This is a genomic window from Hyphomicrobium sp. 802, from assembly GCF_000526135.1.
Lineage (GTDB): Bacteria > Pseudomonadota > Alphaproteobacteria > Rhizobiales > Hyphomicrobiaceae > Hyphomicrobium_B.
In genome coordinates, this window is the sequence record NZ_JAFM01000001.1 from 2715129 (window position 1) to 2737539 (window position 22411).

General features: G+C 60.6%; 23 protein-coding genes. 7 read left to right on the top strand and 16 right to left on the bottom strand.

Annotation, left to right across the window (positions count from 1 at the left end; all coding sequences use genetic code 11):
- Positions 1-4: 4 nt before the first annotated feature.
- The 8 genes from HYP802_RS24165 to HYP802_RS0113645 all read right to left on the bottom strand — a co-directional run bounded on the left by HYP802_RS24165 (position 5) and on the right by HYP802_RS0113645 (position 7267).
- Positions 5-715 (bottom strand): RNase A-like domain-containing protein, encoded by a 711-nt coding sequence (locus HYP802_RS24165; RefSeq protein ID WP_348623907.1) that lies wholly within the window; start codon positions 713-715, stop codon positions 5-7.
- Entirely contained in the window at positions 642-977 is a 336-nt protein-coding gene (locus tag HYP802_RS0113615; protein WP_013948012.1) for a hypothetical protein, read from the bottom strand. Before HYP802_RS0113615 ends, HYP802_RS24165 begins: the two co-directional genes overlap by 74 nt.
- 696 nt (positions 978-1673) lie before the next feature.
- Entirely contained in the window at positions 1674-2069 is a 396-nt protein-coding gene (locus tag HYP802_RS0113620; RefSeq protein WP_013948014.1) for a hypothetical protein, read from the bottom strand.
- Positions 2059-3996: a phage portal protein gene (locus tag HYP802_RS22365; protein ID WP_013948015.1), complete on the bottom strand. Its 1938-nt coding sequence runs from the start codon at positions 3994-3996 to the stop codon at positions 2059-2061. The genes HYP802_RS0113620 and HYP802_RS22365 overlap by 11 nt, the downstream gene beginning before the upstream one ends.
- Positions 3997-4139: 143 nt before the next feature.
- Positions 4140-5633 (bottom strand): terminase family protein, encoded by a 1494-nt coding sequence (locus HYP802_RS0113630; RefSeq protein WP_029670988.1) that lies wholly within the window; start codon positions 5631-5633, stop codon positions 4140-4142.
- A complete protein-coding gene (locus tag HYP802_RS0113635; protein WP_013948017.1) occupies positions 5551-6066 on the bottom strand; it encodes a hypothetical protein in 516 nt (171 codons plus the stop codon). The genes HYP802_RS0113630 and HYP802_RS0113635 overlap by 83 nt, the downstream gene beginning before the upstream one ends.
- A 256-nt stretch (positions 6067-6322) precedes the next feature.
- A complete protein-coding gene (locus HYP802_RS0113640) occupies positions 6323-6754 on the bottom strand; it encodes a SufE family protein (protein ID WP_013948018.1) in 432 nt (143 codons plus the stop codon).
- Between the two features lie 120 nt (positions 6755-6874).
- Positions 6875-7267 carry a DUF5330 domain-containing protein gene (locus HYP802_RS0113645; RefSeq protein WP_013948019.1) on the bottom strand — a complete coding sequence of 131 codons (393 nt, stop codon included), beginning with the start codon at positions 7265-7267 and terminating at the stop codon, positions 6875-6877.
- Between the two features lie 257 nt (positions 7268-7524).
- On the opposite strand from HYP802_RS0113645, the gene HYP802_RS0113650 reads away from it, so the two are divergent.
- The 3 genes from HYP802_RS0113650 (at position 7525) to HYP802_RS23650 (ending at position 9055) form a co-directional block, all read left to right on the top strand.
- Complete coding sequence (locus tag HYP802_RS0113650; RefSeq protein ID WP_013948020.1) at positions 7525-8256, top strand: peptidoglycan-binding domain-containing protein; 732 nt, start codon at positions 7525-7527, stop codon at positions 8254-8256.
- A gap of 33 nt (positions 8257-8289) precedes the next feature.
- Positions 8290-8634, top strand: coding sequence for a DUF1491 family protein (locus tag HYP802_RS0113655; protein ID WP_013948021.1), 345 nt, complete (start codon positions 8290-8292; stop codon positions 8632-8634).
- Between the two features lie 214 nt (positions 8635-8848).
- Positions 8849-9055, top strand: a complete 207-nt coding sequence (locus HYP802_RS23650) for a hypothetical protein (RefSeq protein ID WP_024275922.1) — start codon at positions 8849-8851, stop codon at positions 9053-9055.
- A 230-nt stretch (positions 9056-9285) separates the two neighbouring features.
- Here HYP802_RS23650 and HYP802_RS0113665 read toward each other — a convergent pair whose 3' ends face one another.
- The 3 genes from HYP802_RS0113665 to HYP802_RS0113675 are packed head-to-tail and all read right to left on the bottom strand — an operon-like array spanning position 9286 to position 12845.
- On the bottom strand, positions 9286-9843 hold the full coding sequence (locus HYP802_RS0113665) for a hypothetical protein (protein ID WP_013948022.1): 558 nt from the start codon (positions 9841-9843) through the stop codon (positions 9286-9288).
- Positions 9840-10493, bottom strand: a complete 654-nt coding sequence (locus tag HYP802_RS0113670; RefSeq protein WP_013948023.1) for a DUF1214 domain-containing protein — start codon at positions 10491-10493, stop codon at positions 9840-9842. The genes HYP802_RS0113665 and HYP802_RS0113670 overlap by 4 nt, the downstream gene beginning before the upstream one ends.
- Before the next feature lie 30 nt (positions 10494-10523).
- Positions 10524-12845: a PBP1A family penicillin-binding protein gene (locus HYP802_RS0113675; protein ID WP_013948024.1), complete on the bottom strand. Its 2322-nt coding sequence runs from the start codon at positions 12843-12845 to the stop codon at positions 10524-10526.
- Between the two features lie 215 nt (positions 12846-13060).
- Here HYP802_RS0113675 and HYP802_RS0113680 point away from each other — a divergent pair, with 215 nt between their 5' ends.
- Complete coding sequence (locus HYP802_RS0113680; protein ID WP_013948025.1) at positions 13061-13582, top strand: YcgN family cysteine cluster protein; 522 nt, start codon at positions 13061-13063, stop codon at positions 13580-13582.
- A gap of 201 nt (positions 13583-13783) precedes the next feature.
- On the opposite strand, the gene HYP802_RS0113690 is transcribed toward HYP802_RS0113680, so the two are convergent.
- The 3 genes from HYP802_RS0113690 to HYP802_RS0113705 form a co-directional block, all read right to left on the bottom strand.
- On the bottom strand, positions 13784-14353 hold the full coding sequence (locus tag HYP802_RS0113690) for a DUF6456 domain-containing protein (RefSeq protein WP_013948026.1): 570 nt from the start codon (positions 14351-14353) through the stop codon (positions 13784-13786).
- Entirely contained in the window at positions 14344-14781 is a 438-nt protein-coding gene (locus HYP802_RS0113695; RefSeq protein ID WP_013948027.1) for a helix-turn-helix domain-containing protein, read from the bottom strand. Before HYP802_RS0113695 ends, HYP802_RS0113690 begins: the two co-directional genes overlap by 10 nt.
- Positions 14782-15346: 565 nt before the next feature.
- Positions 15347-15754, bottom strand: a complete 408-nt coding sequence (locus HYP802_RS0113705) for a MucR family transcriptional regulator (protein WP_024275924.1) — start codon at positions 15752-15754, stop codon at positions 15347-15349.
- 346 nt (positions 15755-16100) lie between these two features.
- Between HYP802_RS0113705 and HYP802_RS0113710 the strand changes: the two genes are divergently transcribed.
- The 3 genes from HYP802_RS0113710 to HYP802_RS0113720 all read left to right on the top strand — a co-directional run bounded on the left by HYP802_RS0113710 (position 16101) and on the right by HYP802_RS0113720 (position 19384).
- Positions 16101-18272: a S9 family peptidase gene (locus HYP802_RS0113710; protein WP_024275925.1), complete on the top strand. Its 2172-nt coding sequence runs from the start codon at positions 16101-16103 to the stop codon at positions 18270-18272.
- Between the two features lie 51 nt (positions 18273-18323).
- Positions 18324-18635, top strand: coding sequence for a YciI-like protein (locus HYP802_RS0113715; protein ID WP_013948030.1), 312 nt, complete (start codon positions 18324-18326; stop codon positions 18633-18635).
- 221 nt (positions 18636-18856) lie between these two features.
- On the top strand, positions 18857-19384 hold the full coding sequence (locus tag HYP802_RS0113720) for a cytochrome P460 family protein (protein WP_244421042.1): 528 nt from the start codon (positions 18857-18859) through the stop codon (positions 19382-19384).
- A gap of 511 nt (positions 19385-19895) precedes the next feature.
- Here HYP802_RS0113720 and HYP802_RS0113730 read toward each other — a convergent pair.
- A complete protein-coding gene (locus tag HYP802_RS0113730; RefSeq protein WP_013948034.1) occupies positions 19896-20681 on the bottom strand; it encodes a pentapeptide repeat-containing protein in 786 nt (261 codons plus the stop codon).
- Positions 20682-20887: 206 nt separating this feature from the next.
- Entirely contained in the window at positions 20888-22219 is a 1332-nt protein-coding gene (locus tag HYP802_RS0113735) for a hypothetical protein (RefSeq protein WP_013948035.1), read from the bottom strand.
- Positions 22220-22411 lie beyond the last annotated feature (192 nt).

The window sequence follows — 22411 nt, forward strand, 5'->3', positions numbered from 1 at the left end:
CCATTTATTTTGACCGCTCGTTTACCGGGTACGCCGTATAAACCGTATAACCGCGTGGTGATCTAGGGTCGTGCCTTATCAAGATTCCGGCCGCATAGGTCGGCCTGACAATAACGGGCTCATCAGGCCCGGTACGATACGCCTCCTTACCTGTGACGTATCCAAATCGCTCTGCCAACCAAGACTCGTCTTGTGAGCCGCTCGCTACAGCGTCGACACTTGGGGCATTTTTCTGCAATATTTGATTGGTGAAATCATTTGCAGCTTCCAAAGACGAAAAGGAACCTTGGGCATCCTTGTATAAGGTGACGAAGGTGCCTCGGATGACCGAGCGCTCGACAACTTCTCTAAGCTCAGCGTCGCTTTTCGCAACGTGATCTCGTTTGGCGTGACCGCCCCTTGCGTCTTCTTCCTCTAGGTTGATCGAATATTTTCGGGGATCATTTGCCTGTGCGACGCGGACACGGGCATCATTTGATCCTGACCCGCCGTCGCCCCCGTCTGTCCATGGGCCGCCGCCCGTTTGGCCTGCAGGGACGCGCGGTTGATCCTCGCGATATTTAAGTTGTGGTGAAACGCTGCCGGGTTGCGCATCATACCCCGCTGCCGCGCGTTTCTCGTCGGTGGTGAGGAAGGATGCCTCAAGATAGCTTTGACCTAGGCAGTCGCAATGCTTCTGCAGCCATGTAGGGAACGATACTTTGCGTTCCGGGATCTTCGATCAGAGCCGACAATCCCTCTATGAAAGTTTCGTCGGGCAAGTGCGGGCCGCTTTCAAGAACCGCCGCGGCATAGGACGTGAGATGTCGAGTGAGCTCATTTGCTTTCTTCGCCACACCAATGATCGCCTCGCTTTGTTGAGTGGATTCGGCGCCGCGAAAATCCACAGTCATCGCATGAATTAAGCGTAGTACGTAGGCAACGCGCGATTGGTCTGTTTGCTGCAAAAACCAATCCTTTAGCTCTAATGAATTCATGTCGGTTTGAATCTCCAACAACTAATTAAGAAAGTCACTTCTTCTCGGTCGGAGGAGAGGTGATGGTTTTAGCCCTCCTCCAATATCACCAGGACCTCTTATCCCACCACTACCACCACTCATTCCCCCTCCTCCGCTGCGGAACGTCGTATACGGCGTGCGCGGCAGGGCATTGACGTCATAGCCTCGCTCCTCGAGAATTTTCACCCGCGTATTGCCTTGCATAATCGTCCCATCCGGTTTGGTGACGAGAGGCTCCCGGGAGCTTGGCTTCAGGCTTTCGACCAACGCATCGGTCGGTTGCTTTCGAAGATATTCTAGCGAATCTTTGGCGACCCTATCTGTTGCATATGTTTCATCTGAATGCAGACGCCGTAACGGCGGCGGAGTGTCATCCGCCTGTGCGATCTGCGCTCTCCCATTGCCCGCCGCACCTCCGCCGTCCGTCCATCGACCTCCATCTGGATTACCTGCGGGGACGCGCGGCTGGTCTTCGCGGTATTTGAGTTGCGGAGAGGCACTGTCGGGCTGGGCACCATATCCCGCAGCCGCACGTTTCTCATCGGTGGTGAGGAAGGATGCGGCCCTTACGCGCCGAGCGGCCGGCTCGACGAAGGAGAGTCGCTCGGCGCAACTAAAGAGAGGCGTTTCCACAGCGCGTCACGTTCGGGGGCGAGGGCTTCGATTTGGTCGAGGTCAATCCAACTTCACGTACTTCGGAAACTTGGGATCGGGACGCGCGAACCATGCGCCCTCACCGGCTAGCACAAGCGGATCGTCGGGAAGCGTAAGCCACTCCTTGACGACGCCTTCCGTGATCTCGTCAATTGTCGATCCGTATTTTGTCTCGTATGTGAACTCATATCCGTTGCCGGGTATATGGGTCACCGGAACCGCCCCTGCTTCGAGCAGGGCGCGAACAGAACGGCGCACATAATCAGTCAGTGCGTCGCCGGTAAGACCGAAATTAACGCGCCCGGTCGGCACAATGTGCATCAACGCCACTGCATCGTAGGGGAGCTCATTAGGATGCTGAGCTATAACCTCGCTCAGAGTTTCACCGGTCCGGCGATGGCGAGGCTCATTGGTCATTGAAGTGCACCTTATATCCATTTCCTAACGTCGAACCATCGAGTGATTTTATAACTTCAAGGGTTTCGCCGTGCTGTTCGCTCGTTCGCACACCTACAATTGAACCATCTGAACGACGAAACCATTTTCCAGTGTAGGCTGGTCGTGCCGGAACCTCGGTAGTTCCATCCAAGAGATCGGCTTTGAGCTTCTCGAAATCACTGCGATTGATGGTTCTGATTCCACTCGTAGCACCGCCCCTTCGTATGCCAAGTTCTTTCCCGCCTGGCTTCAAAAGATCTTCCAGCGTTTTTTCTGCGGGCTTCAGGACCTTTGGGTTTCGCAGCAAATAGCGCGCAGCACCCTGGATTATCTTTGCCATCGCAACGCGATCGCCGTCTGTCCATCGACCTCCATCGGGATTGCCTGCGGGGACGCGCGGCTGGTCTTCGCGGTATTTGAGTTGCGGAGAGGCACTGTCGGGCTGAGCATCATATCCAGCCGCTGCCCGCTTCTCGTCGGTGGTGAGGAAGGATGCGGCTTCGAGGCGTTTCCATAGTGCATCGCGTTCGGGCGCGAGGGCCTCGATCTGGTCGAGGTCCGGGCGAAGCTCCAGCAACATGTCCGTGCCTCGCGGCCGGCCGTGGTTTTTGTTTGCGCCGAGCGACTCCGCTGCGCGGAGCCGGCCGCTCGGCGCGCTAGATGTTGAGAAAGCAGGACTCAACCAGCTCGCCAGCGCCCGCGCCGTGCGGTTAACCAGCGGCAGCACGGTTTGCCGCCAGAAGGCACGCTGGGCTTCCTGATAATTGGAATACGTATTGTCTCCCGGAATTCCCAAGAGCATCGGGGGCACGCCGATGGCGAGCGCGATCTCGCGCGCGGCGGCGTTCTTCGCCTCGATGAAATCCATGTCCTTCGGCGACAGCGACAGCGGCTTCCAGTCGAGGCCGCCTTCCAAGAGCAGCGGACGTCCGGCGGCGCGCGCGCCTTGAAAGTTCGTCTCGAGCTCGCCTTTGAGGCGCGTGAACTGCTCGTCCGTCATCTGCCCGTTCGAGGCTGCGTAGACGAGCGCGCCGGAGGGCCGCGCGGAATTGTCGAGTAGCGCCTTGTTCCACCCCGACGCCGTGTTGTGAATGTCGATCGCGGTGGCAGCGGCCTCGATCGGGCTCATGCCGTAGTGATCGTTGACGGGATGAAAGAGGCGCACGTGCAGGATCGGGCGCACGCCATCGACGACGTCATCGATGAAGCGCACGCTTCGTCCGTTAGCGGTGTATTCGTAGCCTTCGGGCCAGCCGTCGAGGCCGGGGATCACCTTCATGCGGTCGGGGCGGAGAATGTGCAGCTCTCGCAACTCGCCATCGAGCGCCACCGCTTCGGCGTACGCGTTGCCCGAGACGAGGAGAAACCCGTACCAGGCTTCGAGGAAATCGGTGCCGGTGTGATCGAGGCTCGGCCGCCGGAGCAGCCCGATCAGCGGATGATCCTCGATCTCGCGCGTGCCCTCGTAGAGCAGCAAGGGGATCGAGGCGGCGGCCTCCGCTATCATGCGTACCGAGCGATAGACGATGGCATTCTGCATGAAGCCTTCGCGGGCGAAGGCAGCATAGTCGCGCGGCGCCCACACGGGCTCGCCGAGAGTGTGATAGGCGATGAGGGGACCCACGGAGGAACCCTTGTTGATCGTGTCTGGAGCTGAGCTTTTGATGGTGCCCGGCGACTCGCGTTCCGCGAGCCGGCCGCCGGGCACGGACATGTTGAAAGAGTCTTCGAACTGACCGGGCGCCTTCACTTCGCGGAGCCGGCCGGAAGGCGCGGATTGGTTGAGCGACGCACGTCCAACATCAATCTCGCTCGGCGGCCGGCTCGACGAAGGAGAGTCGCCGAGCGCAATCGAAGAGCTTGCGCGCGACGAGAATATTCTCGCGAACGTGTCGATCAACGACATGAACTGTCCTTTGAAATTTAAGGAAAGCGTTTGACCCACTCCGACCGTCATCCCGGCGGAGGCCGGGATCCAGCCAACCCGCGATACAGCAGATGTGGATCGTTGACTGGGTGCCGACCTTCGTCGGCATGACGGTGGTGCTGCTAAAGCATTCGAACAGAGGGTTTCATCGTATCGGCCAAGAGCAAATCGGTGATCGCCCAGACGAGCGCGTCGGCGCGATCGGGGCTGCGCCCACGCATCGTGCCGTCGGCGCCGAAGGAACACATCTGATCTTCGAGCGCATCGAAGCGTCCGACATGCGCCACGCGACCTTCCGCGTAGAGCGCCGCGACCGGCTCGGCGCGAACCCATTTTCCCCGCGTGGCGCGAACCTTGACAACGGGGAAATTCTCTCGAAACCTTTGCAAGACGGAAATGACGAGATCTCCGCCCTGATTGACTTCCGCTACCATGCGGTCGGCTTCATAATCATCGAACGCTCCCAGCGCCGCGTTCGCCCAGATCTCCGGTGTTCGGCCTTGGATCGTCCGATCGGCGAGAACGTAAGCGCGTTTATCGACGCCCAATCCCGCAACGATAATTCCGCAGGCGTCCGATGACGCAGTTGCGGTGACCGGCGGATCGAGCGCGACGACGATGCGCTGCATGTCAGGCGCGGCGTCGACGCGCGCCTCCTCGATCCAATGCCTGCGCCATAAACCGTCGCTTGCATCCTCGACGATCTCGCCGAGCAACTCCTGCCGCCCGATCGCGGAGCCCGCATAGCGCCGCGTCATCTCAGCGAGGAACGACGGCGCGAGGTTCGTCGCGTTGTCGGCGGTTGCGAGATTCACGGTCACGGTCGTCTCGTCAGCGATGATCTGTTTCAGCAGCTTGGTATTGCGCGGCGTCGTCGTCACGCAGACGCGCGGCGCATCGCCGAGACGGAGTGCAAACTGCAGCATGTCCCAGGCCCTCTCAGCGCCGCGCCACTTCGCAAGCTCATCGCACCACGCGGCCGTGAACTGCGGACCGCGCAGCGCTTCGGCTTCGTCAGCCGAGAACAATTCGGCGATTGCGCCACTCGGCCATGTCAGACGCCGCTTCGACGGCTCGAACTCCGGCCGCTCATGCGGGGGGTGAATTGCGAGCAGACCGGACTGGCCTTCGATCATCACATTGCGGACGTCGGCCAAAGTCTTGCCAACCAGCGCGATTCTTGGTGGCGCCTTGCGACTTCCCTCCGGGAAGCCGGCCGCAAGGCGCGGGCTTGTTTCGTCGTCACGGGCCAACCCCCGCACCCACTCGGCGCCTGCTCGCGTTTTTCCCGAGCCGCGACCGCCGAGAAGCAGCCACACGCGCCATTGTTTGATTGCCGCTTCCGACTCGCCTCCGACGAGCCGGCCGGAAGCGGCGGCCTTGTTGGACGAGTCTCGCGCATCATCGAGCGCACCCGGCGGCCGGCTCCCCGCAGGGGAGTCGCCGGGTGCAATCAATAAGGGTGCAATCTGATCGTCTCGCGCCCAGATTTCCCAGTCGTGGGCGATGAATTCCAATTCGGCGCGGGTCAGCTCATTCAGATCGTCGGCTAGGCGCCCGCTTGCGATTGAGGCGCTCAAGACGTTCCGCAATTTCGCGGCGTAGGTCTTCCGCATGCGCGAGCGCCTCCTTGGTCCTTGCTCCGCCTGCTCCCGTCGTTTTCCGTTTCGTCATCTCGCGTTGCATCTCAACGGCTTTCTCCAATGCGTTGACCATCTGCGACAGAGCCCGCGATGCGCGCTCGCGATCCTGGGACGTCAGCCCCTTCTGCTTCTCGAGCTTCGTCAGCTCGCCGTCGATCGTGTTGTAGACGCGCTGGACGAGGGATCTTTTCGTTGGCCCGGCTTTTGTTGGCCCGCTGCGACTCGCGTTCCGCGAGCCGGCCGCAGCGGGCGGGCTTGGGGCGTCGTTCTTTGATGGCGCACTCTTGGAGAGCATCTCGATCTTTTTCGCACCAGCGGTGAGCGTTGTGGCCGGTGCGTCGTCCGTCGTTGCCGTGCTGCGGGCCCGCTTCGCTGAGCCCGTAGCAGCGCGCGGGCTTGCTGCCATGCGCCGGAGACCTTTTTCAAATTTTGAATGGGAGCCGCGACGTGCGGATCACGGCCGAAGCCCGCTCTCACACTTTCCGCGTTATACAGAAATGATGCCTGAGAAGCGTCACGCTGTCAATCGACAAAATTCACATAAGCTATTGAAAATAAACATTAATATCAAGAAACTGAAATCAACCGGACAGTATAAACCGCACCGTTGGAGCGGGGATAAGTTTGGCGACATTTTTATAGAGCGTTGGACGCAACGAATTTTAAGCTGCGAGCATTTCGGCGGCGTCGGCGCGGATGCGCTTCACCATCGAAGCGAGGCCGTTGGAGCGTTGCGGCGTCAAATGTTCTTTGAGGCCCAAGCTCGCGAAAATGCCTTCGGCGTCGGTCTTCAGAATTTCATCGAGCGTCTTGCCACCGTAGATGATGAACAACAGCGCGACGAGCCCCTGCACGATATGGGCGTCGCTCATGCCCTGCATTTCGAGCTTATCGCCGGCGCTTGGCTTTCCCGCGTCACCGATCCGCCGCGTCGCCAGCCAGACCTGACTGGCACAGCCACGAACTTTATTCGCATCGGTCCGCAGCTCTTCCGGGAACGGCGGCAGCGCCCTGCCAAGCTCGATGACATAGCGATAACGGTCCTCCCAATCGTCGAGGAGCGCGAAATCGGCGCGGATGTCGTCAAGCGTCATGGAGAAATCCCGGCTTCGATCCCGACCACGTCGGACCGTTTCCCTACACATAGGGGGCCGGACAGGGAAAGAGCAAGGGCGACAGCCGGATCGTAAGCGGCGCGGCGCGCCGCTTAGCCGTCAAATACCGTTGCGGTTCGCGGATTTGCCGCGCCAGTCGGGCTGCTTGTCGAGCGGCGTCAGAGTGCCGCTGTCGCGTTCCAGAACGGCCGGAGCGAGGCGGCCGCCGGTCTTGCTGTCGTCGAGCTTCAGGCTCGCCGTGTTCATGCCGTCGCCGGCGTAATGCTCTTTCGCCATCTCATAGGCGAGCTGAGCGCCGAACTGCGCCTTGGCAACGAACTGGGTCCACAGCTCGGCACTCTTGGTGCATACGGTGGCGTTGCGGTCGCAGAAGGTGACGACCCATTCAGCTGTCGCTCCGGCGCGCTCATACAAATGCTGCTGCTGTTCCTTGTCGGAAGGAAGCAGTGCAATTCCGATTGCGGCGACAGTGGCTAGACGTAACAAACCCATAACACAAACCTTCGCGTCTGACGGCCAGGACACGCCCGGCACGGGAAGCGGATTGGACGAGGGCTTTTCCCCTCACCCTCATCGATACCAGCTCCGCATCAAGGTTAAGCTAGCCTGCGCCGCACAATTTGAACCGCATTTGCTTCGAATACGGGCGGCGGTTTTAACGAGTCTGAAACCGCTTTAAGCGACAGTTAAGGAGGTCTTAACGGCTGGCCCCGATAATCGTTCTCGGGGGAACGAGGGAACGTAGGCACATGACCGAGAGGGACCGAAAGCTTGCAGCCATCGTATCGCTGCTGGCGACCACGAGCGTAGCGCTGAATATGCTCGTTTTCCAGAATACGGGTGCCAAGACGAACAACGGCATCGAAACCGGCGGCATCACCACCGACCGTACGGCCTGGGTCGACGGTCCCGGCATCATTCTAGGGCCAACCGACCCTGGCCCCGGCGCGTCGGCGCAGTCCGCAGACGGCGTTCTGCCGCCCGCCCCGCTCAGCAGCAGCGACGACGCAGCTCGCGCCGAGATCACGAAGGGCGTGCAGCGCGAGCTGAACAACATCAACTACGAGCCAGGCCCGGCCGACGGCATTCTGGGCCTCGTGACCCGCGCCGCCATCTTCGCCTACGAATATGACAACGGCCTCGTGCTGACGAGCGAGCCGAGCGATCAGTTGCTGAGCCAGTTGATCCTCGGGTCGTCATCGCTGTCGCAAAGCTCGGCGCGTCCCGGCAAGACGATGACGCCCGATGCCGAGAGCCTCGTGCGGACCGTCAAGCAGCAGCTCGCGGGCCTCGGCTATCAGACCGGCGTGCCCGGTCCGGCTCTGACGCCGGAGCTCGCGCGTGCCATCCGCGAATTCGAGACGGATCAGAAGCTGAAAATTACGGGCCGCATTTCGGGGCCGATGGAAAGCCGCCTGCTTCGCCTGAAAAGCGAGCCCAAGGCGCGGCGCGATGCCATCGCCAAAGCTTCAAGCCGCTAGAGCCGGCGCGCGATCTTTTGCTAACGTGGCCGCATGCGTCTTAAATCTGAAATCTGGGTCAAAGCCTATTTGCGTCGCTGTCAGTACAACGGCGCAATGGGTGTGATTGCGCGCCATGGTGACGACGACGCCGGGGCGATTTTCATCAAGGTGGTACGGGCCGACGGCTCCGCGGCCGTCTTCTCGCCAGCGCCAGCGGGCCTCGACGATGCCGACTTCGACCGCCGGTGGGTGCCACGCTTCAAAAGCGAGTTCGTGCCCGAAGCCGAAGCAGAAGCCATGCTCAATCGCGAGGCCGGGTTCGATAGCGACATCTGGGTTGTCGAGATCGAAGACCGCGAGGGCCGCAACTTCCTCGGCGATGAATTGATGAAATAGCCACAGCGCGCCGCGCGCAGAATGGCACGGACATTTCCGCCGTTTACAAGCTCTTAACTTCTCGACGACTGTAATTCATCTGATGCGATGATTCTGGCGGCCGCAGCGCATACTCGCCACATTGGTATCGCGTCCTAAGTCCCGTGGCGGGAGCCTTCATGGCGGGGAAGTGCCGCACGATGCGAGCGATGCTCGCGTCTTCGGGGGATTGTCCATGGCGACAATACTGGAATTCAAGTCCGCGCCGAGGCCCACGGCAGCATCGATGCTGTCAGCGTGCGGGGCGGCAGCATCTGCAGAAATCGTTCTGTTTCCCGGTGTCCGGTACGAGCGGGACATCTACGAGCGGAACGGCCAAGACGATGCGGACGACCAACGCAAAGCGCAGCGTCACCGCAACGAGCCGGAACTCGAAAGCTGATGCACGCGCGTTCTCGTGCGCGTTGACGCATCGCGCGCCCGGCTTTTGCGCGGGGATTGCTGTCGTGGATGGCTTCCTGCGCGATCGTGATCTGGGTAAAGCCGTCAGCGGTTTCCCCTCGCAGAGGCTAGAAGCGAAATCGATCCTTCGGCATGACGCCGAGAATGACAGGCGGAGTGTACGCCCTAACTCCACCGTCACGGCCGCAGAGATGGCCGTCTACGACAAACTCATGCGCCGTCGAGTTTGCAGGCGGCTTTGGCGAGCACCGCGAGTTCGTCGGTGCGGTAGGGTTCACCTTTGTCGGGAGCACGAACGACGACGAGGCCCCTCGCGGCAGCAATCGTCTGCTGCGGGTCGACGTTCGCAGGGTTCGTCACCGGCAATCCCTGAAAGCGATCTTCTGATGAAATGATAGACAGGTCGATCGTCGTCTCGCGATCAGCGGAGGCAGCGGCGAAGTAGAGGTTCGTGCCGTCGGGCGCATAGACGCCGATGGTCCAGCCGAGATCGGGCAGCAGGGCTTTCACGCGCATCGTGCCGTTCTTCGTTTCGAACGGACAGAATGCATAGCGGGCGTCCGGCGCCAGGAACGGCAGCGGCTGCCGCCGCGGCGCGATGGCATCCGCGATCGTCATCTTGTTCTTGGGATAGGTGTGGGCGAGCCGCGTATAGGCCGAGGCGCGCGTGTCGTTGACAGCGAGAAACGTCATGACGAGATGCACGATCCCGGCCACGAGGAAGAAGATGATGAGCAATCGCCAATCGAAGCTGCGCAACAACCTCATGAGCAGCCCTCGCGCTTGATGATCGGCAGATCCTTGTTGCGCTCGGCGCGTTCTTCCGATGACAGGCCGGTCGCGGGATCGAGCACCGTGAACACCAGCACGAGACGGCCCGCGCCGCTTGTCGGCAGCCAGTTGCCGGGGCGCGCGTCGCGTCCGAGCGTGACGACGAAGGAGCCGTTCGGATTGGGGGCGATGGTGTCGGCGGTGAACTCGTAGCGGTCGGCATCGTTGGCGATGAGATTGCCGCGCGTATCGAACACGCCGATGCTCCACCACAGTCCGTGCATGTTCGCGCCGGTGACGACGTAATTGCACGACGAGTGCAGCCGCGCGCCTTCCGAATCCGTTCGCGCTTCGAACACACCTGCGCTGTCGGACGAGATCCGAAGCTTGCCGGTCGAGATCATGTGCGCCTTGGTGTAGGGGTCGGCGCTTTCGCGGCCGATGCGCGGCCACTGCTGCCATGGTCCATACGTCGCGACCGACAGCGGTGAGCCACGCGCAATCATATAGCGGCTTGACCATAGACCGGCGCCGATCGCGAGCATGACAACGAGCACGACCGTCACGGCACGTACGATAATGCCGACGATCGCGCGCAAGACGCTCAGTCTCGATGGGGCAGCAGGTTCAAGTCCGATCGATGCCACGTTCGTTTTGCTTTCCTATCGGATCCGCATTCAAGGCACCGCTGTCGCCGGGTTTTTCGCGCCGGAACCGCTAGCTGCTATTGGTGGCGACAGACCATCGGGCGGGATGCCGAACAAAGTCGCGCGCCGATCCGGCTTGGTCGCGGGCTGCGGCATGTCTTTCGGATCGACCGGAAGCGGCAAATGCGAAGCGCCGCCGCTGCCCGGGGCGGGCGCCGGTCCCTCGTCGTTAGCCTTGCGCAGCGCCGATGCCAGGACCTTCAAAACCTCGCGTGTCTTTGGCGGCATGATGCTCTGCGGCTTGGAAGCGTCGGTCTGCGCGGGCTCCAATCCCGCAGCCACCTGTTGCGCTCGGAGTTCGGCGAGCCGTTGCTGTTCTTCGACCTGCCGCGGATGCGGCGCAAGGCCTGGGATCGTCGGAATGTTCATGTCGGTGTGCGCGACAGTCATGACATCATGCCAGAGCGGGGCCGCCTGATGGCCGCCCGTCACGCCTGCGCGCATCGGCCGATTGTCGTCGTTGCCGATCCAGACGCCCGCTACGTATTTGCCGGTGAAGCCCATGAACCAAGCGTCTTTGGGTCCCGTCGACGTACCCGTCTTGCCCGCGACGTTGGTGAAGTCGAGGTTGGCCATGCCGCCCGTACCCTGCGTCACCACGCGATTGAGCATGACGTTCATCTCTTCTGCCACGTGCCGCGAGACGACTTGCGGCGTCGGTGGTTCGTCACGTTCGTGCGAGTAGAGCAGATCGCCCTTTGAGGTCGTGATATCGAGAATGCCATAGGGCTTGGCGAGCTTGCCGTCATTGGCGAACGTTGCGAAACCGCCAGTGTGCTCGAGGACCGTGAGACCGCCGTCACCGAGCGCCATCGAGCATGTCTTTTTCACGCCTTCGATGCCGAGGCGCTTCGTCATGTCGATGACCTTTTCGCGCCCGACGGCGAATGACAATTCTGCTGCGACAGTGTTGAGAGAGCGAGCCAGTGCGTTCCAGAGCGGGATGCGCGCGCCCGAGCCGCCGCCACCACCGTAATTCGACGGCGACCAGTTTCCGCACGACCGCGAGGCGTCGCGCACGATGGTGTCCGGCGTATAGCCGTTCTCCAACGCCGTCGCGTAGACGTAGACCTTGAAGGATGAGCCCGGCTGGCGTTTCGCGTGCGTCGCGCGGTTGAACTGGCTCTCGCCGTAATCGGGGCCACCGATGAGAGCGCGGACCTTTCCGTCGGTTTCCATCACGACGATGGCGCCGGAGTCGAAGCGGTCCGCCTTGCCGTCCTTGCGAAGCGCAGCGTTGAGCGCTTCCTGCGCCTGCCGCTGTAGCGTGAGATCAACCGTCGTCCGCGCCGTCAGCACGTATTGGTTCTTGCCTTCGGCGAGGCGCTGCACTTCCTCATACGCCCAATCGAGGAACCAGTCCGGACTGCTCGTCGCCCGTGCCTCGACGATTTTGGCCGGGTTCATTCGCGCGGCGTGCACCTGCCCTGCCGTGTAGTATCCGGCCTCGACGAGATTATCGAGAACCTGATTGGTTCGTGCCCGCGACGCCGCCAGATCGACCAACGGCGAATATTTCGTCGGCGCCTTGAAGAGGCCGGCCAGCACCGCAGCTTCGGCCATGTTGATGTCGCGGACGGACTTGCCGAAATAGTACTGCGAGGCGGCTTCGACACCAAAGGTGCCGCCGCCCAGATAGGCGCGGTCGAAATAGAGTTTCAGGATCTGCTTCTTCGAGTACCGGCTTTCGAGCAGGAACGACAAAAACAGCTCTTTGATCTTGCGCTGGATGGATCGTTCTGACGACAGGAACAGGTTTTTCGCGAGCTGCTGCGTCAATGTCGAGCCGCCTTGCACCACCTCGTTGGCCTGCACGTTGGTGACGAACGCGCGCAGCGTGCCCAAGACGTCGATGCCGTAATGCTCGAAGAAGCGCCGGTCTTCGGTTGCGAGCGTCGCCTTGATGAGCACATCTGGTATTTCGCTGAGCGGCACGGAATCGTTGTGCAGGATGCCGCGGCGGCCGATCTCATTGCCGTTGACGTCGAGGAACGTCACGGCATAGCGCCCGGTCGAAAACTTGCTTTCGTCGAACTCCTGGAAGGCGGGCAGCGCCAAGCCGTAAAGCACGACGAAGCCGCCGAACAGCATCGTCAGGCTTTCCGACGCAAATTCGTTCAGAAGCCGCCGCCAGCCGACAAGCTGAAAGCGCGCGAAAAAGCTCGAGCCGGCATTCCAATAGTCCTTGATGCGCGACCAGGCATCCCCGAGCGACGAATTGATTTTCGAATCAAGGGCGAGCCAGTCGATGAAGCGATCCCGTCCGCCCTGCTTGTGAAACCAGTCGTTCAAGAAGCGCCATCCCTTGCCGGCGTCTGTTGTATCAAGTCGCTCTTGTCACGCGCGAGACGCGGGCTTAAGCCCTTTACTGCAAGAATTTTATTTGCAACAGCAATTGCGACGCATCCGCCGGACGCGCCGCAAAGCGAGTTTGCCGACGTTAGACGTCGCAAGTCGACAAAATTGTGGTTATCCCGGCTCAAGCCAGAAGGGAAGAGCAAGACCTGATGTTGGACGGCAACGATCCACCGTTCTGGCGCACAAAAACGCTCGAAGAGATGAGTCCCGACGAGTGGGAGGCGCTGTGCGACGGCTGCGGCCGCTGCTGTCTCGTCAAGCTCGAAGACGAAGACACGGCGCAGATTTATCTCACGCGGCTCTCCTGCAGCATGCTCGACGTCCGCACTTGCCGCTGCAAGGACTACCCCAACCGCTTCGAGAAAATGCCAGACTGCCTGGCGATCGACATTCCGCGTGCGCGCGAGTTGTCGTGGCTGCCGAAGTCGTGCGCCTACCGCATCGTCGGTGAGGGTGGCGATCTGCCGTGGTGGCATCCGCTCGTCTCCGGCACGGCCGAGACGGTGCATCAGGCGGGCATCTCGGTCCGCAGCTTCGCCATGAGCGAGCGGCGCGTGAAGCAGGAAAACTACTGGAAGTACATCATTCCCGATCTGCCGGACGAAGCGGCGGAGCCGCCTCGCCCATCGCGTTCCGGCAAAGGCCGGAAGGCGGCCAAATCCGGGAAGTAAGTGAGCACGACGTCATCCTCGGGCCGGTCACCGAGACATCTAACCACCGTCATCCCGGCGCAGGCCGGGATCCAGCCAAGCGCCAAACATTCGTTGCGATGATGATTGCCTGGGTGCCGACCTCCGTCGGCATGACGATGGCGAGGGAGCGCGCGTAAGATATCAACATGCCGTCCTTGGACTCGTTCCGATGAGGCAGGTTCACCGAGGATCGATCTCGGGGCGGTAGTCGCTCGCGCCCCAGTGGCGGACGCGGACGGGACGGTCGGCGTGGGCAGTCGTCGGTGGCGGCAGCATTCCGTAATGGCGCGCTAACTGACGAAGCGCGATCTGCAGGATGATCTTGCCCGAGCGCTGCGGCCAGCCGCTTGCCTTCTCGCTGGCTTCAAGACCTTTCAAGTGACAGCAGACGTCGATCAGCACACCGGCAAGATCAGGACCGACGGCCGCCAACGCGCGCTTCACACGCTCCTTCGCCGCAACAACGGCATCGCGGATGTCGGGACCGATGTCCGGCGCGCCCTTGCCGCCACCGCCGCCAGAAAGCAGCAACGACCAGTTGGCGGTCGTGCGCGGCGTCATTTGAGCAAACCAGAAGTCCGCGCGGAGCTTTTCGCCAGCATCGAATTCGGTGTCGGTCAGCATCGGCTGGCCGTCCTTGTCCTTGCGCCGAGCGAGCCAGGCCAGCGGACTTTCGGCAAGGTTGCGTGTCGGCGTAGTACTTCCCTCTTGCGCGTTGACTGCGTTGCGGCGCGTGTTTCCTACAGCCATTGATGTTCCTCGATCTCCTCGCGCGGACTGATCCGATTGGGGGTTACGTCGCGCTGGACGAGCGTCGGCAACGCCCACCCCAAAACATCCAGCGCGCGATCGAAATTCGGGTCGTCGCGGCGGCACTCGACCTTGAGACAGGCATGCGCGACGGTGGTGCGATCGCGGCCGAACATCGTGCCGACTTCCGTCAGCGACATGCGGCAGCAAACATGTGCGAGGTACATCGCGACCTGACGCGCCTCGGCGATGTCTCGAACGCCGCGTGTTCCACTCCAGAGGAGGTCTGCATCAACGCCGAAGACGTTGGAAATCGCCAGATCGATTGCGACGCGCGTCTGGCGGTGGCGCAGGTCGTCCGCCGTTTCGCGATCGGCCACAAGACGCTGTCGCGTCTTCAGGGCCGACAAAAGCGAAGCCCGTGTCATCCCTTCTTCCCATGGTCTGACAATCGTACGGACGTTAACGCCCGTCGCGGATGAGTGAACATGTCTGGCCATTCGTCTCGGTTGTGTCATCGCCGAGCAGAATACGGGCGCCCGATACAGCGGGGATAAGTTTTTTTCGAGCGCTTACGTTCACCTTATCGGCGGCGACACTTGCGAAAGTTATCCCCGCGTTCGTCGGCGGCCTCACAGTCGCCAATCATGCACAACTGCGTATCAAATCGACACAAGACGACATCCGGCGATGCGGGGCTGTCTGTCTTTCGCAAGCGAGAGTCCAACTACGCGCCGGATGCTTTGCAACTTTTGCCCGTTTGGCCAAAGGAAATTGGCGATCGCACGGAGCAAGGACGGAGAAAAATTATCGCCATCATCGAACGGGAATTGCGGAAAGAGCGCCGTCGCGGCATTGTCGGAGACCGCGCCTACGATCTGACGCGGCACTCCCGTCTCGCCAGATTGTTAAAGCAAGAACGCGACGCGCTCGCCAAGCTTATTCACCGGTGAGTTCAGCGGTGCGGCCTGAGGAATTTGATCCGTTGCCAGATTATCTTTCGCGACGGGTGCCGAGGCCCATTTTCTTCGCAAGCTGCGAGCGGGCGTTGGCGTAATTCGGCGCGACCATCGGATAGTCGGGCGGCAGCCCCCACTTCTCGCGGTATTCTTCCGGCGACAAGTTGTAGTGCGTCCGCAAATGCCGCTTCAGCGATTTGAACTTCTTGCCGTCTTCGAGACAGATGATGAAGTCCGGCATGACGGACTTCTTGACGGCGATCTTCGGTTTCGACTCTTCGCGGTCCTGCGGCACCGTCCGCCCAGCGGCGCGGCTCAACGCGGCGTGCGTTTCGGCGATCAGGTTCGGAAGCTCGGTCGAGGCGATCGAATTGTTGCTGACGTACGCTGCGACGATCGTCGCCGTGATCGTCACAAGCTCAGGCTGGGCAGAACTGTCCATGTGCTCATCTTCCGCTTCCTCTGCCGGTCGAAAAACCTGCCCGGACCGCCCGTCCATGTCGACACCCCGCCGTTTTCCGTTTTAATCGACGAAGTCCGCCGGAAACCCCAGTAACGCGAATGCAGCCGACGAGATCAACTGGAATTCACTTGCGAAAGCTTTGACTACAGGTCGCATTCATTGTCAATCGCGGCGCAGAATTAGATTACGACATTACTAATTCTTGATCTGGGGGCATCTGCATTTGATCATTACTCGGTGACTGGAGCCGCGTTGACGTGCGCCCGCGGGCGGCCGAGAACCATCCCCCCGATCTTCACTCAAGCATCGAAAGGTTTGTAGCCCGATGACTGGTCCGACGACTGGCAGCTCCGACACGACCGTCCTTGCCGACGAGACGGCGCCGCCCTCCCCGCCGGTGGCGCGCCGCCTCCCCGTCGTCTCGACCTATCACGGCGTTACCCTTACCGACGATTACGCGTGGATCCGGGCCGACAACTGGCAGGAGGTGATGCGGCAGCCGCAAGAGTTGGCTGGGCACATCCGCGATCATCTCGACGCCGAGAACGCCTACACCAAGGCGATGATGGCGCAGACCGGGCCTCTGCAGGAGACGCTGTTCAAGGAGATGAAGGCGCGTCTCAAGGAGGATGACAGCCACGTCCCGCAACCGGACGGGCCGTTCGAATACTTCCCGCGTTTCGTCAAAGGCGGCCAGTATGCGCAGCTTTGCCGGATTCCGCGGGGGGGCTCGCAAGGCGATGCGCAGGTTCTGCTCGACGGCAACGCCGAAGCCGAAGGCAAGAGCTATTGGGACCTCGGGGCGACGGCGCACACGAACGATCACAAGCTGCTCGCCTACGCAACCGACGACAAGGGCTCGGAGCTTTACACAATCCGTATTCGCGACCTGGCGACGGGCCAAAACCTCGCCGACGAAATTCCGGATTCCCACGGCAGCCTCGAATGGTCGAGCGATGGACGCACGCTTTTCTACATCAAGGTCGACGAGCATCAGCGACCGCTGTTCGTCTACAGCCACGTACTCGGCACGCCGGTTTCCGACGACAAGCTCGTCTATGAGGAAAAGGATTCAGGCTTCTTCGTCGGGCTGTCGTCGACGCAGTCGCAGAAATTCATCCTCATCGACATTCACGATCACGATACGAGCGAAGTGCATCTGATTGACGCCGACAATCCCGCGGCCGGTCCGAGGATGGTGACGCCGCGCCGTGTCGGGCACCAGTACAGCGTCGAGCATCACGGCAAAAACCTCATCATCGCGACGAATTCAAACGATGCGGAAGATTTCCGCGTGGTGATGGCGCCGGTTGCCACGCCCGAAGAAGCCAACTGGCGCGAGATCGTCGCGCACAAACCGGGGCGACTGATCCTCGACGTCAGCGTGTTCCAGAACTTCGTGACGCGGCTTGAACGCGAGGAAAGCCTTCCGCGTATCGTCGTTACTCCGATCAAGGCGGGCGGCCGCGCCGACGATTTCTTCGACCTCAGCGGCGAGCACAGCATTGCGTTCGCTGAAGAGGCTTATGCGCTCGGCATGAGTTCAGGGTACGAGTTCGACACGACGCGTATCCGCTTCACCTATTCGTCGCTGACGACGCCCGCAGAAACCTATGACTACGATATGGCCACGCGCGAACGCACGCTGCGCAAGCGCCAGGAAATTCCGAGCGGACATAATCCAGCCGACTACGTGACGCGCCGCCTGCTCGCGCCTGCGAAGGACGGTGCGCTCGTTCCGGTGACGCTGCTCTACAAGAAGACGACGCCGCTCGATGGTTCGGCGCCGCTGTTCCTTTACGGCTACGGCGCCTATGGCATCGCGATGCCGGCTGCGTTCTCGACGGCGCGACTGTCGCTCGTCGATCGCGGTTTCATTTTCGCCATCGCGCATATTCGCGGCGGCAAGGATAAGGGCTATCGCTGGTACACCGACGGCAAGCTCAAGAAGAAGAAGAACACGTTCACCGACTTCATCGCGGCGGGCGAGCATCTCGTGTCGGAAGGCTTCACTACGCGCGGGCGGATCGTCGCCAACGGCGGCTCTGCGGGCGGCATGCTGATGGGCGCGATCGCCAACATGGCGCCTGACCTGTTCCTTGCCATCATCGCCGACGTGCCGTTCGTCGACGTCTTGAATACGATGCTCGATAAGGATCTGCCGCTGACGCCGCCGGAATGGCCGGAATGGGGAAATCCGCTGACGAGCAAGGACGACTTCGACTACATCCGCAGCTATTCGCCTTACGATAACGTCGAAGCGAAGGATTATCCGCACATCCTCGCGCTCGCGGGTCTTACCGATCCGCGCGTGACGTATTGGGAGCCGGCGAAGTGGATCGCTAAGATGCGGGCCCTCAACACGAGCGCCAATCTGGTGCTGTTGAAGACGAACATGGGCGCCGGGCATGGCGGTGCGTCGGGCCGCTTCGACGGCTTGAAGGATACGGCCTTCAACTTCTCGTTCGCGCTGGAGGTGGCGGGGCTCGGAGTGTAAGGCACGAGCCGGCGGGCGGGCGTCGCCCCGACGAGATGAGACGAGGCGATCATGCACTACGTTCTTTTTTACGATTACGTTCAGGATTACTTGGAGCGACGCGGGGCCCTTCGCGACGAGCATCTGGTCCTGGCAAGAGCGGCTGTCGAGCGGGGTGAACTCCTTCTTGGCGGCGCATTTGCAGATCCTGCGGATGGGGGCATGCTTCTCTTCTCGGGAAGCTCGCTTGCCGTAGCGGAGAATTTTGCCAAGGCCGACCCGTACGTCACCCAATGCCTCGTAACACGGTGGCGGGTGCGGGAATGGACGACAGTCGTCGGGAAAGATGCAGCCCATCCCGTGAAGGCGGTCACATCGGACTGAGCTTCGTCTCTTGCACTTTTATGACAGCGCGTGTGCAGGTCTCTCGACAAAATCGCGAGAGCCGCTAAGCTCCGTATCCTGCATATATTCCTGCAATCGAGACTGACGTTCCTTCCGTGCGTACAGGTCCGGAATATTTCCAGGCCCGATCTGGAGGCTGGTGCATGTTGCGTATTTCAACGGCTACTTCCTCAAAGACAAAGCTACTTAGCGCGTTCGCGATGATCGCGGTGCTGCTTGCCGCCGCCGCCGGATATGTCCGCGCCGCGCCTGACAAGTATAGCCTGAAAGTTCCCGACGGCCTCGCCTTCGCCGACTTCAAAGGCTACGAAGACTGGCAGACGGTAGCCGTGAGCCAAACCGACAGCGCGATGGCCGTCATCCTCGCCAATCCGATAATGATCGAGGCATATCGCTCGGGTATTCCCGAAAACGGCAAGCCGTTCCCGGAAGGCTCGAAGATCGCGAAGATCCATTGGAAGCCGGTGCCGAGCGGCGAGTCTCCGACGCCCGCGACGGTGCCCGGCACGCTTCAGAATGTCGACTTCATCGAGAAGGACAGTAAGCGCTTCGCCGACAGCGGCGGTTGGGGCTACGCGGCGTTCAACTACGATGCGTCCACCGATACGTTCTCGCCCGCGACGGCTTCCGACACGCCGCCCCAAGAGAACGACGCCAAGTGCGGATTCACCTGCCATACGATCGTGCAGGCGAAGGATTATATTTTTACGGCGTATCCGAAGAGATAGTGCTGTGTCGCCTCTTATTTGAGGCTGGGGTCATTGACTGGCCGGACCGCGGAGCTTTTCTCCGCTGACGTCTCTCGCCAAAGTAGCGTGTCGAAAGCGGGGGGATATCCGGCCGCGCGATATTCGTCCTCCGGGATCTCTGTTTCCTGCCCATCGGGAAACTTAATCCTGACGCTGTCCTGGGTCGTGAGACATTTCCAACCGTTGTGAATTCTGAAAAGACCATGCGTTTCCATTTGATGCTCCTCCAAAGAGTTCATTCGCTTGCGATGCAGCATTTGACGGGTGTCAGCCGTTCGCAGCCTCGCTCAGCGCGGAGATATGAGGCTGCGATCATAGGGAAACGAGATCCCTGCCGGTCCCACCAAATAAGAAAAGCATAAATGCCGAACCCGTCCGTAAGAGGAATTCGCTCGAATGCTATGGGCTTGTTTGTCGGCGTTTGCACATAAAAAAGCCCGCGAAGCGCGGGTCTTTCTCATTTATGCGTCGCTCCAGAAGACAGCCGGTTTCACTCAACGACGGCAAGTCCTTTTGCCTTGTCCGCGTTGCGGGCCTGCTTAAGGTTCTTGATGCCGTTGACGTTGGCGGACGTGAAATCGGCGTCCAAGAGATTAGCGCCTTTTACGTCCGCTCCATCGAAATTCGACCCGCCGAGTTCGGCGTCGTCCAAATTGGCGTCCGTCATGTCCGCACCCTTCAACGAAGAAAATTCGATCAACACCCGACGCATGTTCGCACCGCGGAACGACGCGCCGTCGAGCGTTGAATTGCGGAATGTGCCGCGCATCAGTCCCATCGACTGATTGGCCTCGTTTGGCGCCAAGTTGGCTTTATCGAAGTTCGCGTTCTGCAAATTCGCTTTACTGAAATCAGCCGCGACGTGAGCGCCGGAAAAATTCGCGCCTTGCAGGTTTGCGCCTTGGAGCTGGGTTTGAAATAGGCTTGCGCCTCGCAGCTGCGCGCCGCTCCAATTGGAGTTCAACGACCAAGCAGAATCGAGGTTCACGCCGTCGAGGTTCGAGTTCGAGAGGTTGGCGCGCATCAGGCGAGCGGCCTGTAGATTCACGCGGCGCAAATCCATCTTCGACAAATCCAGTCCGTTCAGCGCCTTTCCTGAGAGGTCGAGCTTTTCCCCTGCTTTCAGCTTAGCGAGAGCAGCACTGATGTCCGCTCGGCTCATCTCGGCCTTCGTATAGGCGTCGGAACTAAAATCGACCATGTCGGTCATGCTTTGCGCGGCAAGTGCGGGGGCGCCTAAAATCAAGAAACTTAGGACTGCCAATGCTCGCTTCATGTCAGTTCTCCAGGATCTGCATTTCGCTCAAAAAAGCCGAATACGGCGCTGGCGTATGTGACCAAAGTCACGCTGATTAGATTGGGACGAGCGAACCGAATGTTAATGATGGGCTGTCGGATCCTGAGCAGGTAATCGGTGCGTTTGCTCCCCCAAAAACAAAAAAGGCCCGCCGAAGCGGGCCTTTCGTTTCTAGGAGGCAGCGCTTAGGCTGCGACAGTGCCGAAGGTCAGCGATTTCGTAACCTCCTCGAGCGCCGTGTCGGATTTTAGTGCGATACCGATGTACCGGACTCGTCCGGCTACCTTCTCCTTTTTCACGCCAAGCTCGGCGAATTCACGGGCAAAGCTTGGAAGTGCTGCAGGCTCCTTGTTCTTAGAGTCACACCAAGAGCAATAGTCTTCATAGAGTTCAGTAGCCGTTACACTTGATCCATCACGGACCTCGACATTCTCCTTGTAGAAACGTTCGGTGTTGTTCTCGGGGACGAGGCGCGCAACCGGCGCCACGACCTTGCTTTCGACAACCGTGGGCTCTGCCTGATGCACTTCTGCGGGCGGAGCTTCGATTGCGCGCGCCGGGGCAACGGGTGTTTCGAGAGCGATCTCGAGCGACCGGTTGTCGTTGGCGCCAGAACGCGGCTTTTTCGTTTGCACGGTCACCGGTGTGAGCACCGGAACCGCCACCGCTGCCGCAGCGGTGCTTGCTTCCGTCAACGCCTTCGGCGAGACGGGCTTGGGCTGGCGATCATAAAGTCGCCACTGGCTGAATGCGACGTACATGCCGAATCCAGACCCGATCTCGAGCAGCAGGGCGACGAACAACGTCAACGCCATCTGCACGTTCTCGATCTTCACGTTCGGGAAGAACGCGTTCGCAAGCTCGGTCAAAACCTTCGCCTGCGGGTCGGCTTCCGACAGCGCAGGCGTACCTGCGGTCGCATCGATCTTCGACTTGAGCTCGGCAATATGAGCGTCGGCCTTCTTGGCCGAGGCCGCGGATGCAAGCTCGGCTTCAAGAGACGTCACCTGCTGACAGAGCTGGCGCCGCATGTTGGTCGTGACTTCTGTACAGCCTTTCGACCACTTCCATGCCTTGTCGAGCTTCAGCCCATCGATCTCGCTCTGCACCGTTTCATACGGACGATGCTGTGGGATCCAGGCCGCTTGCTCTTCCGCACGCTTCAGCTCGGTCCTCAGGTCCTGATAGACTTGAGCTTCCTGAGCGCGTTCCCCGGTCGAATCGAAGCGGTTCAACGCCGCGTGACCGAGTGCGGAGGTCATGGAATAGGTCGTTACGACCGTCCAGACCAAGGCGGACGCTGCCGCTTGCGACCAAATTCGATTGCGTACTGCGGCAAAGAAGAAAAACGGTACAAGAGCCTTCATGCAGTCGGCAGCAGCGGATGCTGCTCCGTAGATTTGGCCGTCGAGTTCGGTTCGTCCGAGACTGAAGCCAAAACGCCAGTTCATCGCAGCGGAAACGGCGAGCAATACGCCTGCTGCGAGAACCCCCAACACGCCTAAAACGTGTCTCATCGTGGTTGCCCTCTCCTGTGAAGGCCGGTCGGTAATTAAAAAAGACCGGCCACGTCGTTGTGGTCCCAGCGACCGAGGGTGCCGCCGACCAAGCTCCGGTACGCGAACGGGCAAGATTGCGAATGATCTCCGTTCGTTCGGCTGTGAGCTCCGATGTCATCCCCATGACAAATCGGCAGACGAGCGACGCGA

Excerpts from the sequence above, each read along its gene's own strand:
- HYP802_RS0113615 (WP_013948012.1), bottom strand. The coding sequence starts at position 977 with ATGAATTCATTAGAGCTAAAGGATTGGTTTTTGCAGCAAACAGACCAA.
- HYP802_RS0113620 (WP_013948014.1), bottom strand. The coding sequence starts at position 2,069 with ATGACCAATGAGCCTCGCCATCGCCGGACCGGTGAAACTCTGAGCGAG.
- HYP802_RS22365 (WP_013948015.1), bottom strand. The coding sequence starts at position 3,996 with ATGTCGTTGATCGACACGTTCGCGAGAATATTCTCGTCGCGCGCAAGC.
- HYP802_RS0113630 (WP_029670988.1), bottom strand. The coding sequence starts at position 5,633 with ATGCGGAAGACCTACGCCGCGAAATTGCGGAACGTCTTGAGCGCCTCA.
- HYP802_RS0113635 (WP_013948017.1), bottom strand. The coding sequence starts at position 6,066 with ATGGCAGCAAGCCCGCGCGCTGCTACGGGCTCAGCGAAGCGGGCCCGC.
- HYP802_RS0113640 (WP_013948018.1), bottom strand. The coding sequence starts at position 6,754 with ATGACGCTTGACGACATCCGCGCCGATTTCGCGCTCCTCGACGATTGG.
- HYP802_RS0113645 (WP_013948019.1), bottom strand. The coding sequence starts at position 7,267 with ATGGGTTTGTTACGTCTAGCCACTGTCGCCGCAATCGGAATTGCACTG.
- HYP802_RS0113650 (WP_013948020.1), top strand. The coding sequence starts at position 7,525 with ATGACCGAGAGGGACCGAAAGCTTGCAGCCATCGTATCGCTGCTGGCG.
- HYP802_RS0113655 (WP_013948021.1), top strand. The coding sequence starts at position 8,290 with ATGCGTCTTAAATCTGAAATCTGGGTCAAAGCCTATTTGCGTCGCTGT.
- HYP802_RS23650 (WP_024275922.1), top strand. The coding sequence starts at position 8,849 with ATGGCGACAATACTGGAATTCAAGTCCGCGCCGAGGCCCACGGCAGCA.
- HYP802_RS0113665 (WP_013948022.1), bottom strand. The coding sequence starts at position 9,843 with ATGAGGTTGTTGCGCAGCTTCGATTGGCGATTGCTCATCATCTTCTTC.
- HYP802_RS0113680 (WP_013948025.1), top strand. The coding sequence starts at position 13,061 with ATGTTGGACGGCAACGATCCACCGTTCTGGCGCACAAAAACGCTCGAA.
- HYP802_RS0113690 (WP_013948026.1), bottom strand. The coding sequence starts at position 14,353 with ATGGCTGTAGGAAACACGCGCCGCAACGCAGTCAACGCGCAAGAGGGA.
- HYP802_RS0113695 (WP_013948027.1), bottom strand. The coding sequence starts at position 14,781 with ATGACACGGGCTTCGCTTTTGTCGGCCCTGAAGACGCGACAGCGTCTT.
- HYP802_RS0113705 (WP_024275924.1), bottom strand. The coding sequence starts at position 15,754 with ATGGACAGTTCTGCCCAGCCTGAGCTTGTGACGATCACGGCGACGATC.
- HYP802_RS0113710 (WP_024275925.1), top strand. The coding sequence starts at position 16,101 with ATGACTGGTCCGACGACTGGCAGCTCCGACACGACCGTCCTTGCCGAC.
- HYP802_RS0113715 (WP_013948030.1), top strand. The coding sequence starts at position 18,324 with ATGCACTACGTTCTTTTTTACGATTACGTTCAGGATTACTTGGAGCGA.
- HYP802_RS0113720 (WP_244421042.1), top strand. The coding sequence starts at position 18,857 with ATGATCGCGGTGCTGCTTGCCGCCGCCGCCGGATATGTCCGCGCCGCG.
- HYP802_RS0113730 (WP_013948034.1), bottom strand. The coding sequence starts at position 20,681 with ATGAAGCGAGCATTGGCAGTCCTAAGTTTCTTGATTTTAGGCGCCCCC.
- HYP802_RS0113735 (WP_013948035.1), bottom strand. The coding sequence starts at position 22,219 with ATGAGACACGTTTTAGGCGTGTTGGGGGTTCTCGCAGCAGGCGTATTG.